This is a genomic window from Mucilaginibacter sp. BGA-UO-ETr-C110, from assembly GCF_059567985.1.
This window is the reverse complement of record NZ_JCAQPB010000002.1, coordinates 6,427,075-6,441,806: the sequence shown is the minus strand read 5'-3', so window position 1 is coordinate 6,441,806 and position 14,732 is coordinate 6,427,075. Positions and strand designations below refer to the sequence as shown.

The 14,732-nt window shown below is 43.7% G+C and carries 14 protein-coding genes; 9 read left to right on the top strand and 5 right to left on the bottom strand.

The genetic code is table 11. From position 1 onward, the window contains the following. Positions 1–218: 218 nt before the first annotated feature. The 6 genes from AC57BQ_RS27740 (at position 219) to AC57BQ_RS27715 (ending at position 5,990) form a co-directional block, all read left to right on the top strand. On the top strand, positions 219–1,379 hold the full coding sequence (locus AC57BQ_RS27740) for an ATP-grasp domain-containing protein (protein ID WP_496409325.1): 1,161 nt from the start codon (positions 219–221) through the stop codon (positions 1,377–1,379). A 259-nt stretch (positions 1,380–1,638) separates the two neighbouring features. Continuing rightward, positions 1,639–2,736 (top strand): carboxylate-amine ligase, encoded by a 1,098-nt coding sequence (locus AC57BQ_RS27735; RefSeq protein ID WP_496409324.1) that lies wholly within the window; start codon positions 1,639–1,641, stop codon positions 2,734–2,736. A gap of 265 nt (positions 2,737–3,001) precedes the next feature. Further along, positions 3,002–3,835: a type 1 glutamine amidotransferase gene (locus AC57BQ_RS27730; protein ID WP_496409323.1), complete on the top strand. Its 834-nt coding sequence runs from the start codon at positions 3,002–3,004 to the stop codon at positions 3,833–3,835. Between the two features lie 243 nt (positions 3,836–4,078). Then, positions 4,079–4,732 (top strand): FadR/GntR family transcriptional regulator, encoded by a 654-nt coding sequence (locus tag AC57BQ_RS27725; protein ID WP_496409322.1) that lies wholly within the window; start codon positions 4,079–4,081, stop codon positions 4,730–4,732. Positions 4,733–4,743: 11 nt separating this feature from the next. Next, positions 4,744–5,577: a sulfite exporter TauE/SafE family protein gene (locus tag AC57BQ_RS27720; RefSeq protein WP_496409321.1), complete on the top strand. Its 834-nt coding sequence runs from the start codon at positions 4,744–4,746 to the stop codon at positions 5,575–5,577. Positions 5,578–5,588: 11 nt separating this feature from the next. Then, the gene (locus AC57BQ_RS27715) at positions 5,589–5,990 is read left to right on the top strand and encodes a DUF1634 domain-containing protein (RefSeq protein ID WP_496409320.1); all 402 of its coding nucleotides are present in this window, start codon (positions 5,589–5,591) and stop codon (positions 5,988–5,990) included. 79 nt (positions 5,991–6,069) lie between these two features. Here AC57BQ_RS27715 and AC57BQ_RS27710 read toward each other — a convergent pair whose 3' ends face one another. After that, the gene (locus AC57BQ_RS27710) at positions 6,070–7,407 is read right to left on the bottom strand and encodes an efflux RND transporter periplasmic adaptor subunit (protein WP_496409319.1); all 1,338 of its coding nucleotides are present in this window, start codon (positions 7,405–7,407) and stop codon (positions 6,070–6,072) included. Between the two features lie 37 nt (positions 7,408–7,444). Beyond that, positions 7,445–8,890 carry a TolC family protein gene (locus AC57BQ_RS27705; protein ID WP_496409318.1) on the bottom strand — a complete coding sequence of 482 codons (1,446 nt, stop codon included), beginning with the start codon at positions 8,888–8,890 and terminating at the stop codon, positions 7,445–7,447. 94 nt (positions 8,891–8,984) lie between these two features. Between AC57BQ_RS27705 and AC57BQ_RS27700 the strand changes: the two genes are divergently transcribed. Further along, the gene (locus AC57BQ_RS27700) at positions 8,985–9,608 is read left to right on the top strand and encodes a polysaccharide deacetylase family protein (RefSeq protein WP_496409317.1); all 624 of its coding nucleotides are present in this window, start codon (positions 8,985–8,987) and stop codon (positions 9,606–9,608) included. 184 nt (positions 9,609–9,792) lie between these two features. After that, on the top strand, positions 9,793–10,071 hold the full coding sequence (locus AC57BQ_RS27695) for a hypothetical protein (protein ID WP_496409316.1): 279 nt from the start codon (positions 9,793–9,795) through the stop codon (positions 10,069–10,071). Between the two features lie 10 nt (positions 10,072–10,081). Here AC57BQ_RS27695 and AC57BQ_RS27690 read toward each other — a convergent pair whose 3' ends face one another. After that, entirely contained in the window at positions 10,082–10,660 is a 579-nt protein-coding gene (locus AC57BQ_RS27690) for a GrpB family protein (RefSeq protein ID WP_496409315.1), read from the bottom strand. Between the two features lie 282 nt (positions 10,661–10,942). Between AC57BQ_RS27690 and AC57BQ_RS27685 the strand changes: the two genes are divergently transcribed. Next, complete coding sequence (locus tag AC57BQ_RS27685) at positions 10,943–13,210, top strand: aconitate hydratase (protein WP_496409314.1); 2,268 nt, start codon at positions 10,943–10,945, stop codon at positions 13,208–13,210. A 205-nt stretch (positions 13,211–13,415) separates the two neighbouring features. Here the strand turns inward: AC57BQ_RS27685 and AC57BQ_RS27680 are convergent, their stop codons facing one another. After that, positions 13,416–14,177, bottom strand: a complete 762-nt coding sequence (locus AC57BQ_RS27680; RefSeq protein ID WP_496409313.1) for a 5'-methylthioadenosine/adenosylhomocysteine nucleosidase — start codon at positions 14,175–14,177, stop codon at positions 13,416–13,418. A gap of 34 nt (positions 14,178–14,211) precedes the next feature. Next, entirely contained in the window at positions 14,212–14,700 is a 489-nt protein-coding gene (locus AC57BQ_RS27675) for a cupin domain-containing protein (RefSeq protein WP_496409312.1), read from the bottom strand. Positions 14,701–14,732: the final 32 nt, after the last annotated feature.

Here is a 14,732-nt window from a genome sequence, read left to right as displayed (position 1 = left end):
CCCACAAAAGTTGAATATATTTAAACGGCCGCGACATTGTCGGGGCCGTTTATTGTTAAACATGAACATATTTTAATTGTTAATAAGTAGATTTATAGTATCAGCAGAAAATCGTCAACCGGAAACCCATCAACTACCATGAAACCATCATGAGCATCAAATAAAATAAATACAATAGCTCATGATAGCTTCATTACCTTGAAAAACAAATTACTACCATGAAAAAAATAGGCATCTTATTCGGACAGGAAAATTCATTCCCACAGGCATTTGTTGACCGCATCAATCAAAAGGCCGAAAAAAATATTTCGGCGGAGTTTGTACGTATAGATAAGGTTTTACAGGCCGAACCATTGGATTATGCGGTGATCGTCGATCGTATCTCGCAGGACGCCCCCTTTTACCGGGCTGCCCTCAAAAACGCGGCTATTTGCGGTACAGCGGTGATCAACAACCCGTTCTGGTGGAGCGCCGACGAAAAATTTTTCAATAATGCCCTGGCCGTTAAGTTGGGTGTACCTGTGCCAAAAACGGTGATACTACCTTCTAAAGAACTGCCCGATGATACTACCGACCGGTCATTCCGCAACCTGGCTTATCCTTTGGATTGGGATGGCATTTTCAACTATGTAGGTTTCCCGGCTTATATGAAACCTTTTGACGGCGGCGGCTGGAAAGAAGTTTACCAGCTGCAAAACCGCGATGATTTTTTCAACAAATACGACCAGACCAAGCAATACGTGATGATGCTGCAGGAAGAGGTAGTATTTGACGATTATTTCCGTTGCTACTGCATTGGCGGTAAACATGTACGCATTATGCAATACGAACCACGCAATCCGCATCATCTGCGTTATGAACATGGCAAAGCCCCGGCAGCTAAAAAACTGCTGGATACGGTTAAGGATTACGTGATCAAACTGAACCAATACCTGGGTTACGATTTTAACACGGTTGAATTTGCGGTTCGTGATGGTGTCCCCTACGCCATTGATTTTTGCAACCCCGCTCCGGATGCCGAAGTAACCAGCGTGGGCCAGGAAAACTTTGACTGGGTAGTGGAAACCGCTGCCGATTACGCCATTGAACGCGCCAAAAAACAAAAGGCCGGTCTGGATAACCTTACCTGGGGCGAATATGTAAAAACATCGGCGGCCAAAACACCGCTGGTAAGCCCTAAACCGGTAAAAAAGGAAATTTATATAGGCAAGGTGACTCCTCCTGTTGAAACGGAGAGCAAAGTAAAGAAACCGAAAGTAGTGAAAGCGGCCGCTCCTGTTAAAGAAGTCGCCCAACCTGTTAAGGCTAAGCCTGAAGCAAAAGTAAAGAAAGAAAAAGAGGTAAAGAAAGTAGCCAAAAAACCTGCTGCCAAAAAATAAAAAGAAGTCATCCCGAATTTATTTCGGGATCCCACATGCTGAGTAGACAGCTTGCATGATGTATACCCTTGCTTGTGAGATGCTGAAACAAGTTCAGCATGACAGAATAGTAAAAAGTAAATGTCATTTCGAACGGAGTGAGAAACTATCTCTTGAACGAAGTGAAAAATCTTTTACGCCTGGCATATCCCGCGTAAAAGATTTCTCCTCGTACCTCGTTCGAAATGACAACTGCTTAAATATAATAACCTAACCAATTATGAACGAGTTTACCTTAGGCGTTGAAGAAGAATTTATGGTGATTGATCCCGTGACCAGAGAATTAAAATCACATGAGCAGAGAATTGTGGATAGTGCCCAAAAGATCCATGAGGATCAGGTAAAGGCCGAAATGCACCAGGCCGTAGTGGAAGTGGGAACGCATATTTGCCATAACACCCAGGAAGCGCGTGAGGAGGTAAGCAAGCTGCGCACTACGGTGGCCCAATTGGCCGGCGACATTGGCTTACGCATCGGTGCCGCTGGCACGCATCCTTTTTCGCACTGGCAGCACCAGTTGATCACCGATCATCCCCGGTATTTTGAGATCGTGGACGAAATGCAGGAAGCTGCCCGCTCTAACCTTATTTTTGGCTTGCATGTGCATGTGGGCATCCAATCGCGGGATATGGCTATTCACATAGCCAACCAGGTAAGGTACTTTCTGCCTCACGTTTTCGCCTTATCAACCAATTCCCCTTTTTGGGAGGGACGTAATACCGGGTTCAGATCCTTCCGCACCAAAGTGTTTGACAAGTTTCCGCGTACGGGCATACCTGATTCTTTCAGCAGTATTGAGGAGTATGATAGCTATATCAAGCTACTGGTAAAAACCAATTGCATTGATAATGCCAAAAAGATCTGGTGGGACATCCGCGTACACCCTTTTTTCGAGACCATCGAATTCCGCATTTGCGATTGCCCTATGCTGGTGGATGAAACCATCGCTTTTACCGCCTTGTTCCAGGCCCTATGCGCCAAACTATATAAGCTGAGGCAGCAGAATATGACGTTCATCACCTATTCGCGCGCCCTCATCAACGAAAATAAATGGCGCGCGGCCCGCTATGGCATCGACGGAAAAATGATAGACTTTGGTAAAGAAATGGAAGTAAATACCCGTTCGCTGGTATTGGAACTGCTGGATTTTGTGGATGATGTGGTAGACGAGCTGGGTTCGCGCGATGATCTGCAGTACGTGCATAAAATACTGGAACACGGCACCGGTGCCGACAGGCAGTTAGCCGTTTACCAACAAAACAGTAGCTTTGTAGACGTGGTGGATTATATTACCTCGCAAACTTTAAAGGGATTGTAACCCCATAAAAGCATAAATCAAACTATTATAGCATGGCGCATAGCCGACTCACCCGGTCTACGCTACGCTGGACCACCCTCTCTTCGGCTTCACCGCAAAGAGGGTAAAGAAAAAAGAAATAGAAACCCCTCTTTCCGCCGCAGGCGAAGAGAGGGGTGACGAGCGTAGCGACGTCGGGGTGAGTCGATGCCGCAATTTATGTTACCTGCTACTTGATGGCCCATTACTCTGAGGAGAGAACTTAACAAATTATTAAAAGAATAAAATGACAACAAAACCGGAAATCAAAGTAGCGATACTTGACTTGTATGATGGGCTAGCGAATGAAGGAATGCGTGGTTTCCAGGAGATTTTGAACAGGTATAAAGCTCAGCACGAGCTTAACTTAAACTACCAGATATTTGATGTGCGCCGGCGCTGCGAAATGCCGGGCACCAATTTCGACATCTATATCTCCAGCGGTGGCCCCGGCGATCCGCTGATATCAGAAGGTACCGAGTGGGAGAAAAAATATTTCCGACTGATAGAAAAGCTGGAAGATCATAACCTATCCAACACTACTGATAAAAAGCATACCCTGTTTGTATGCCACTCTTTTCAATTGATGTGCCGTCATTACAAACTGGGCGATATCAATATGCGCCGTTCGCCATCATTTGGTGTACTGCCGGTAAATCAAACACCCGCCGGTGCCCATGAACCTATTTTTGAAGGTTTAGGCGATCCCTTTTATGCCGTCGACTCCCGTAGCTGGCAGGTGATCAACCCCAATGAAAAACGCTTGCAGGACTTGGGCATGCAACTGGTAGCCATTGAAAAAGAGCGCCCGCATGTGGAGTTTCCACGGGCTATGATGGCCATCCGTTATAACGATTACTTTTTCGCCACCCAGTTTCACCCAGAAGCTGATGCTGGCGGCATGAAGGCTATGCTGTTACGGGAAGAGAAAAAGCAGGAAGTAATCAATGAGCATGGTGAAGTAAAATACCGCGAAATGCTCGACCGCCTGGATGATCCCGACAAAATAACCCATACCCAGCGTACGCTGATCCCCAATTTCCTTGATCAGGCGGTGATGAGTTTGCAGGGCGTAGTGTAAAAAACGCATCTCCAAATCCCTCAACGTCATTGCGAGGTACGAAGCAATCTCTATCCTGTACAGAGCGAACATACATGGTTAATCTGCCTAAGTAGAGATTGCTTCGTACCTCGCAATGACGTAATTTTTATAATCTTAAGCAAAACCCTCCCCCATCCCTATCATACCAATGTCATAAAATATTTTAAACATCTGATGTTTTAATAAAATCATCATACCTTTACATATCAAATCATCAGCGATATGGATAAGAAAGAAACCCTCGGCAGCCGCGTGATCAGCCAGATCAGGAATGATATAGCGCAAGGCAAATTCAAGCTCAATGAAAAAATACCCGCCGAGCCTGAATTGATGCAACTATACGGTGTTGGTCGCTCCACCATCAGGGAAGCTATTAAAACCCTGGCCACCGCCGGCATACTCAAAGTTCAGCAAGGTTCCGGAACATTTGTAAACTCCTTTGTAAGTGAGCAAACCATCGAACAGCGTTTAAAAAATGCCGACTTCGATCAGATCAATGCGGTACGGGTACTACTGGAAGGAGAAATAGTGCGACTGGCGGCCCAAAACCGCTCTGAAGCACACATAGACAAAATTGAGCAATGCCTGGAAAAGCGGAAGCAAGCTATCCAATCGGAGCAACGCCAGGCATGTGTTGATGCCGATATCGCTTTCCACATGGCCATAGCCCAGGCCTCGCTCAATAACGTACTGGCCGATCTTTATCAAAGCTTCACCCTCATTATCCGTGACTTTTTTTCCAAACGCGAAGCACAAGGCATCAGTCATTTCGCCATGAGTCATCACTTACATGAGCAGCTGTTTAAGGCCATCAAAGCCCAAAAGGTTAAACAAGCCGAGCAACTGATACAGCAAATTTTAAATAATAATTATTAATACCATATATCATGACCATCATAACATTCACCCTGATCTTATTGGCAGGAGCCTACCTGGCCGGCCTGGTTGGATCGCTCACCGGCTTAGGCGGCGGCGTAGTAGTAATCCCATTGCTCACACTCGTATTTCATGTAGATATCCGCTACGCTATCGGCGCGGCTTTACTAGCTTCTATCGCTAACTCATCGGGCGCGGCAAGCGCTTATATAAAAGAAGGTATCACCAATATCCGTTTAGGGATGTTCCTGGAAATAGCCACTACGATAGGTGCGGTAGGCGGCGCTATCATCGCGGTATATACGCCGACTAATACCATCGCTATTCTTTTTGGCGCCATCCTGTTATTTTCCGCAGCGATGACCCTCCGAAAAAAAAACATGGCAGCCCTGACCGAGGGCAGCGCACTATCCTATAAACTAAAGCTCAACAACAGTTATCCCACCAAAGATGGCGAAGTGGAATACAAATTAAAAAACGTGGGCGCAGGCTTCTCTATCATGACCCTGGCCGGTGTTTTATCAGGGCTATTAGGTATCGGCTCTGGAGCCTTAAAAGTTTTGGCTATGGATTCGACCATGCATATACCATTTAAGGTAAGTACCACAACCAGTAATTTCATGATCGGCGTTACTGCTGCTGCCAGCGCGGTAGTGTATCTGCAAAGGGGTTACATGGATCCGGGTATCGCTTTTCCGGTGATGCTGGGCGTATTAGGCGGCGCGTTTACCGGCTCCAAATTACTTACCCGTATGGATCCCAAAGTGCTGAAATACATCTTCTGTGTGGCTATCACCTTTGTTGCCGCCGAAATGATATTTAATGGCTATAACCACAAATTCTAAAGAACAAGATCATGAAAAAGATACTTTCAAAAAGCTTTAACGCTGATCAGGATATAGAAAAACTGATTGGTTATTTATTAAGATATGGGGTTATTACTGCAAGTCTAATTGTTTTTGTGGGGGGCATTATCTATCTGCACCAGTATCAACACAGCAGCATACCAGCCTATCACACATTTGTGGGTGAGCGGGCAGGCTTTACCACCATTAGTCAGATCATCGGCGGGGTTGGTTCCTTTAATGCCAAAGGGATCATACAACTGGGTGTACTGGTTTTGATCGCCACGCCTATTTTACGCATCTTTTTTTCGTTGATAGGTTTCATATTGGAAAAAGACAGGCTTTATATCCTCATCACCTTTGTGGTGCTGAGCGTGATGATGTTCAGCATTTTTGGTGGTTTAAAAGTTTAAGCTCCATCGACATTTAACAAAAAGGGCTCCTTCAAAAATTTGAAGGAGCCCTTTTTTATGATTTTATTCCTGACCGGAATTACTTGTTATCGGTATTAAATAGTTTTGATTTATCAACCTTTTGAACGGTCATGCCGTCTGCTAATGTTTTTGAGATGGCTGCATATGGTGCCGATACCACTTCTTCGCCGCCTTTCAGGCCAGACAGGATCTGGATAAACGTATCATTCTGGATGCCGGTAGTTACCTGCACTTGTTTTAACTTGCCCGGGGCTGAATAAACAAACACATACTCCTTGGCCGGAGCACTGATCTGCGGCTTATTATCATCTTTTGATGCTGCCGGTGTAGCACTTGCATCCTTTTTCTCTTCACGGGTGGTTACCGATTGGATAGGAACCGACAGGAATTTTACGTGGTTGGTATTGATGTCAACCGTGGCGGTTAATCCCGGACGGAAAGGTGATGGGTTATCCACTGTTTTTTTAAGCAAAGCCTGGTAGGAGCCTGCATCAATACGTACTTTAACGGTAAAGTTGGTTACCTGATCGGCAGTAGTACCTACCACATTTGCTGAGCTTCCAATTTCAATTACCGAGCCTGTAAACTTTTTACCGGAAAACGCGTCGATCTCAATATTTGCAGGATCATTTATGGTTATGCGGTTAATATCATTTTCGTTCACGTCAACATTCACATCCATTTTGCTCAGATCAGATATGGTCATGATCTCGGTACCGGCAAACTGCTGGGTACCCAAAACGCGTTCGCCTTTTTGAATCACCAATTTGGAGATCACCCCGTCAACCGGCGAATAAAGACTGGTTTTAGCCAAGTTATCCTGTGCTTCTTTAACAGAGGCCGATTGTTGCTGAAGGCCAAATTGCGCACCAACCAGGTTTTGTTTGGCCGCCTCTAAACTGGCTTTCGCTCCATCATAACTGGCTTTCGCGTTATCATATTCAGATACGGTAAGTACTTTACTTTCATAAAGCGTTTTACTGCGTTTGAAAATAGCTTCCTGGTTTACAAAAGTAGCTTCTGCCTGTTTAAGCAGTTGTGCCATATTGCCTATAGTTGCTTTTTGGGTACTGTAGCTTGCCACTGCCCTGTCATATCCTGATTTTAATATATCCGGACGCACACGGCAAACCAGCTGACCCTTTTTAACCACGTCGCCTTCTTTAACCGGCAGTTCAACAATTTCACCAGATACTTCTGAGGTTATCTTTACTTCAACGTGCGGTTTTATTTTCCCGCTGGCAGATACCGTTTCGTTGATTTCACGCACGTCAGCTTTTTCGGTGGCTACCTGGGTTAAAGGCGGCTTACCGATGATGCCGGTCACCTTCGCTAAAATAAGCAATACAATTATTGCCCCCAGAGCTATCAAAATATATTTAGTAGTTTTTCCCATGACTATGCGTTTGGATATTTTTTTATGTGTTTTAAGATTAAAGCGTTATAGGGTTGCCCAGATAATAATCGATCACCTTGCTCCTGAAAATGAGCTGGTACTGCGCCTCGATCATATCAAATTGTGATTTATTAAGATTAGTCAGGGAGGTATTATAATCCAGCGAGTTTACTAAACCAACTGTATACCGTTGCTGTGTAATATTAAAGGCATCTTTATTGGCCTTGTAAGTTTGCGAGGTTGACATAAATTTCTTTTCGGCAGCGCGCAGGTCCCAAACCGCCTGATAAATAACTTTGCTCAGGTTATTACGGGCCAATTGAGAAGTCACTTCGGCATTTTGAGCCTGGATCTTTGCTTTGCGTACGGAAGTGCGTGCTGAGAACCGGTTAAAAATAGGTATCTGCAAGCTTATGGCTATAGCCTGGTTAAAGTTGTTACTTAATTGGTTAAAAAACGGGTTGCTTTTATACGTTTGAGTAAAGCCCGGCTGCACAACAACTTGTTGCGTATTTTGCACAATACCTATAGGTGTAAACGTACCGGTAGATATGACCTGGTCAAGTGTATTTTTTGCATTTGAATAGTTAGAACCGGCCTGCCCAACCAGGGTAACGGTAGGGTAATAATTGCCTTTAGCTACTTTTATGGCCTGTTCGTATGATTTTTGCTGAACCTCGGCAAGCAATACATCCGGGTTTACGTTTAACGCGGTTTTTAATATATCCTGCGGGTCATATATGGTTTTAATATCACTAAGCTTTCCAATATCCGGTTTTTGTACCTCAATCTCGGTAGCCGGGTTCATCTCCATATATTGCTTTAGGGTAAGCATTGATGACTCCAACTGGTTTTGAGCGTTGGTATTGTCAAGCTCCGAGGTTGAAAGCTGCGCTTTGGCCTGTGAAAGATCGGCCAGCGTTTGATTACCTACATTATAATTTTGTTGCGCTCTATCCAGCGTTAGCTTTGATATTTCAATTTGCTGTTTCGACGCTTTTACCAGATCCTGATTAGTTAATACCTGTAAAAAAGTAGTAACCACATTTAGTATCAGATCGTTTTTAACTTTTGCCGTGGAGGTTTTATTGGCATCAACCAATATCCGGTTCTGGATGATCTGGTTACGCAACTGCCCACCCTGGAATAAGGTAACCTGTGTTGAGAACTGGCCATAAACCTGCAAAATACGCTGATTAATGAACTGATAGGTTGATTGGTCGATATTACGGCCAAAGTTGAATCCGCCTTGTGGCGCTGCCGTAAGATTGGGTAATTGATTAAATTTCGACTGTTTCAGATCCTCTTCAGATATTGCCTCGGTAAACTGCGATTGTTTAATGGTTAAATTTCGCTCAAGGGTAAGGTCAATCGCTTTTTGTAAAGTAATTACTTCCTGCGCTTTAGCTTGAAAACCAAGTGCCGAAAATATAATAGCACCTATAAGAGTTGTTTTAATGGGTAGTGACAATGTTGGTTTCATAAGTTTTTATATGCAATTGTAAGCAACGGATGCTTACCTTGCATGTTCATTTTTGTTTATTTTTTAAATAAAACATATAAGGCCTGTTTTGTATATGTATTTGATTAAAACACCCTGGTTGCTCAAAAAGCTATACCCCGAACTCATTTGGAATAAAAACCAACCTAATCGTTGCATTTATCTCACTTTTGACGATGGGCCTATACCAATTGTTACAACACATATACTAAATATTTTAAAACAGTATAATGCTAAAGCCACCTTTTTCTGTATCGGGGATAATGTAGCAAAACATCCTGATATTTTCAAGCAGGTGACCGATGATGGTCATGCCGTTGGCAACCATACCTACAATCACCTTAAAGGATGGAAAACGGACAACAAAACTTATCTCGATAATTTTTTACAAGCCGATAAAATATTAGATACTCCCCTTTTTCGCCCGCCATATGGCAGGATCAAAAAACAACAGATCCGTAATTTGCAGACTGCCCGCCCAGATATCAAAATTATCATGTGGGATGTACTAAGCGGCGATTTCGATATCAACCTCAACCCCGAGGCCTGCCTGCAAAATGTACTGAAACATACCGAAGCCGGATCCATCATTGTATTTCATGACAGCCTGAAAGCATATGACCGGGTACAATATACGTTGCCCAGAGCCCTAGAAGTTTGGAGTGAAGCAGGTTATGAGTTTCGCACCCTAACCCTCTGAAGGGGAATGTAGCGAGGTTGTTGTCTCCTTTCCTGATACTTAATTATATGGGATAATTCATATTAGTTTTCTTAAAATTGTAAGATTAAGATATCGTATCTTCATGGAGAAGCTCTCTGATTTTCAATTATATGCCCTTACAATTAACCGAGACCTACGGTATGATCTGAAAGTACAAGCTTTGATGGAATTTAAAGCCAGGGGAATCTTGCCGGAGCGTATTGATCAATTGGCTCTGGAATATGAAGAAATTATTCTGGTTATAAATAGTAGTTATACTGTTTGGGAGAAGGTCGGTATCATGGCCTTCCCATTTATTATACCTTTACAGGCAATTTTAGCAAACAGGCAAATATCGGCAGGAAATCTTAAAAAATGGAAACAGCACTGGAAGTTCGTTACTATCGGCCTGCTTATCTGGTTGATTGTTTTTATTTTACTGCTTTTTTTGTTAAAGTATTAAACGGTTGATATTATACTTTATACCACTCCACCGCCTTTTGCTGAACATCTTTCACAAAATCGTTCTTGGCATCGTTATAGGCTATCATATGTTCAAAATCACTTTTCGATAATTCTTTTTTAAGACGGCAGTAGGCATCACGTTCGTTGGGATGAGCGGCCAGGTAGTCCCGGAAAGCGATATGTCTGATCCAATCCTCAGTATCCTTTACAAAAATATGGATATGGGTCAAAGAGATTAAACCCCGTTTAACAGATGGCACATCATTTACATCAATGAGCGATGGTATATCACCTCCCGTTTCACTTTTATATCTGCAGAAATATCGTCTCGATGGCCAATCGGGTTCATACATCTTAACATAGGTGTAATCCCGCTGCATCGGCCCAATGGTTTTGTCCAGATCATCGGCGTTTTTTAATCCCACTTGTATATCAATTACCGGCTTGGCACAAAGCCCGGGTATTGATGTACTGCCTATGTGCACAATAACCGGGTTTAAAAAGCCCAATATATCATTGATCTTTTCCTTTTCCTCAGCAAATAAGGTTGCCCAGTTATCCTGATAATCAGTTATTGCTATTTTCATAATTTAGCTGTCTTAATCCGATAGATGCTTTTGCTTTTCATCATGGAATGGCAAATATATCTCATCCCAACGTACCTTCATAGCAACACACCTACGCCCCTGCAAACTGCCAACCGGTAACTGCAAACTCCCCCACCTGCCCCCTATTTAGAATATCTCCAAATAACATTTACACAATTGACTGACAGCTTTTAGTAGTAATTTTTGTAAATTCGCCGCACTGTGCCCAGGTACTGGGTTTGGTATCAATTCGTTTACTTTTCACCTAAAAATCAAATACAAATGGCTTTTGATTTAGATATGATCAAAAAAGTTTACGATCGCTACAGCACCCGTGTGGATGCTGCCCGTAAAGCGACCGGTAAACATCTAACCTTAACCGAGAAAATTTTATATGCCCACCTTTCTGAAGGCGATGCTCAAAAAGCATTTGGCCGCGGAGTGGATTATGTTGATTTTGCACCAGACCGTGTAGCTATGCAGGATGCTACTGCCCAAATGGCCCTTTTGCAGTTTATGCAGGCTGGCCGTCCGCAGGTAGCTGTTCCCTCTACTGTACATTGCGATCACCTGATACAAGCAAAAGTTGGCGCCGTTGCCGATTTAAATACTGCCGTTGATGTAAACCGCGAGGTTTATGATTTCCTGGCTTCTGTTTCTGATAAGTATGGTATTGGTTTCTGGAAAGCAGGCGCTGGTATTATTCACCAGGTTGTTTTAGAAAACTACGCTTTCCCGGGTGGTATGATGATCGGTACCGATTCACACACGCCTAACGCGGGTGGTTTGGGTATGATTGCTATAGGTGTTGGTGGTGCTGATGCTTGTGATGTAATGGCAGGTTTACCATGGGAGCTTAAATTCCCTAAACTGATAGGTGTTAAATTAACCGGAAAACTTTCTGGCTGGACATCAGCAAAAGACGTAATATTAAAAGTTGCTGGTATCCTGACTGTAAAAGGTGGTACTGGTGCTATTGTTGAATATTTTGGCGAAGGTGCACGTTCACTGTCTGCCACAGGTAAAGGTACTATTTGTAACATGGGTGCCGAAATTGGCGCTACTACGTCTATCTTCGGATATGACGAAAAATCTGCTGCTTACCTGAAAGGCACCAAACGTGCCGACATTGCTGAGCTGGCTGATGCTATTGCTGAGCACTTAACCGGCGACGAGGAAGTTTACGCTAACCCAGAGCAATATTTTGACCAGGTTATCGAGATCAACCTGAGCGAATTGGAACCACATGTAAATGGTCCGTTCACTCCGGATCTGGCTTGGCCTATCTCTAAATTTGCTACCGCGGTTAAAGAAAACAACTGGCCTACCAAATTAGAAGTTGGTTTGATCGGTTCCTGCACCAACTCATCTTATGAAGATATCACCCGTTCTGCCTCTATCGCAAAACAGGCTATCGATAAAAAATTAAAAACCAAGGCTGAGTTTACCATTACCCCAGGATCTGAACTGGTACGTTACACGGTTGACCGTGATGGTTACCTGGATACCTTTGCTCAAATGGGCGGTGTGGTATTGGCTAATGCCTGCGGTCCGTGTATTGGTCAGTGGGCCCGTCATACCGACGATCCTACACGCAAAAACTCTATCATCACTTCGTTTAACCGTAACTTCGCTAAACGCCAGGATGGCAACCCCAACACCCACGCTTTCGTAGCTTCACCAGAGATCGTTACCGCGTTTGCTATCGCAGGCGACTTAACCTTCAACCCATTAACCGATACCCTGACCAACGAAAACGGTGAGCAGGTAAAATTTGATGAACCACAAGGTATTGAAATGCCGGTAAAAGGCTATGCAGTTGAAGATGCAGGCTACCAGGCACCAGCCGAAGACGGCAGCAAAGTATCTGTTATTGTTGATCCAAAATCATCACGTCTGCAATTGCTGGAGCCGTTTAAAGCATGGGAAGGTACCGACCTGAAAGGCTTGAAATTACTGATCAAAGCCAAAGGTAAATGTACTACCGACCATATCTCTATGGCTGGTCCGTGGTTAAAGTTCCGTGGTCACCTGGATAACATATCAAACAATATGCTGATCGGTGCTATCAACTACTTTAACAATACTGCCGATAGCGTTAAAAATGAACTGACCGGCGAGTACGGTCCGGTACCGGCTACTCAGCGCGATTACAAAGCGCATAATATAGGCACTGTAGTAGTAGGCGACGAAAACTATGGCGAAGGTTCATCACGTGAGCACGCGGCCATGGAGCCACGTCACCTGGGTGTACGTGCCATACTGGTAAAATCATTTGCCCGTATCCACGAAACCAACCTTAAAAAACAAGGTATGTTAGGTATCACTTTTGCTGATACTAACGACTATGATAAGATACAGGAAGACGATACCATCGATATCGACGGTTTAACAACTTTTGCCCCTGGCAAACAGTTAACCGTAGTATTACACCATAAAGATGGTTCTGTTGATTCGTTCCCGGTAAATCATACCTATAATGATCAGCAAATCGAATGGTTTAAAGCTGGTGGCGCACTGAACATCATCCGCAAGCAAATGGCATCGTAAGCTGAGGGCCGAAAGGTTAAAGCTGAAAGCTAATATAAAAAGCCTCCCTTTTCGGGAGGCTTTTTTTGTTTCTCACATCGTCATTGCGAGCGCTAGCGTGGCAATCCCCGATTTGCAGAGCCGCTCTGTATAGTTAGGGATTGCCACGCTAGCGCTCGCAATGACGGTGCGGAATAATCCGGGTTTAGAAAAGGTTCTTTATCCTTTATAGCAACGCAAGCATATTCCTAATAATCTCATGCGCATACTTGCTGGAAACGTTTTGTATAAAATCAGGAAAATCAATGGAGGAATTTTCATTGCATTCATCTGAAATTATTCTTAAAACCACAAAGGGAATCTCATATTCATAACAAACCTGGGCTACGGCAGCACCTTCCATTTCCACACAAAGGGTGTCAGGTAGTGCAGCATGCAACTGTTCCTTGTCGACCTGATCGGCAAAGAATTTATCACCACTGGCTATAGTTCCTTTAAATACCCGGGTATTGTGCAGTGAAAATTGTTCTATTTCATGCTCATCAATAAATGAGTTGATATTATTGCCTATAATGGCATCAATGGCCTTCCTCGCTATGGTGATATAATCAGGGTCACTTTCGAAATAAGTTACTCCTAACAACGGGATTTCATGCCGCGGCATCAATGGCCTGGCATCCATATCATGCTGAATCAGGCGGTCGGCAATAACTACATCACCTATTTTCAATTCGGTGTTGATAGCTCCTGCTACACCAATAAATATCAGCCCGGTGATGCTAAACTTAGTGATCAGACTGGTTACCGTAGTTGCTGCCGCTACCTTGCCCCATCTTGAAAAAACCACCACAGTTTTAATGTTATTGATAGTTCCGGTATAGTACGTTCTTCTGCCGTAAGAGACTTCCTCGATCCCCGTCATAAGATGAAGGATGCTGTTAATTTCCTCGTGCATGGCACCCATGATGCCTATTATTCTTTCATTCATATGTGTAGATGTAGAGTTTATAGTTAAAATTGACCTATCTGCAAAGACGGCTAAATAACTCGTCAAACTGAGGATATGCAGCGGTTAGGTTTTCTTTAACTGCCATTTCAAACTCACTGAAATCAAATCCTGGGGCCACGGCACAACTTACCAAACTAAAGCCTTCTTTGGATGGTATTTCGGATGCAAACCAGGCCCCGCCCGGTATGATCACAGAAAGGCTCCCCGTATCTGATGCCGAAAGTTCCTGCAGAAAATAATTTCCGGAAGCATCGATCATATGGATATAGAGTGGCGAGCCGGCGTGAAAATACCAAAGCTCGTCTGATACCAAGCGGTGAAAACCTGAAAAATCTTCCCCTTCCAACAAATAATAGATGGATGTACAGGCTTGTTTAATTGCTGTTTCGCCGATCCGGTTTATTTGTTGTTCTGACCGGAAAACTTCTTTATAATATCCTCCTTCGGGATGGGGTTGCAACGTTAGTCGTTCAACCCAATAAGCTGCATTTTGTGTATTCATGTAGTAGATGATATGTTATACAATTCCCCTTT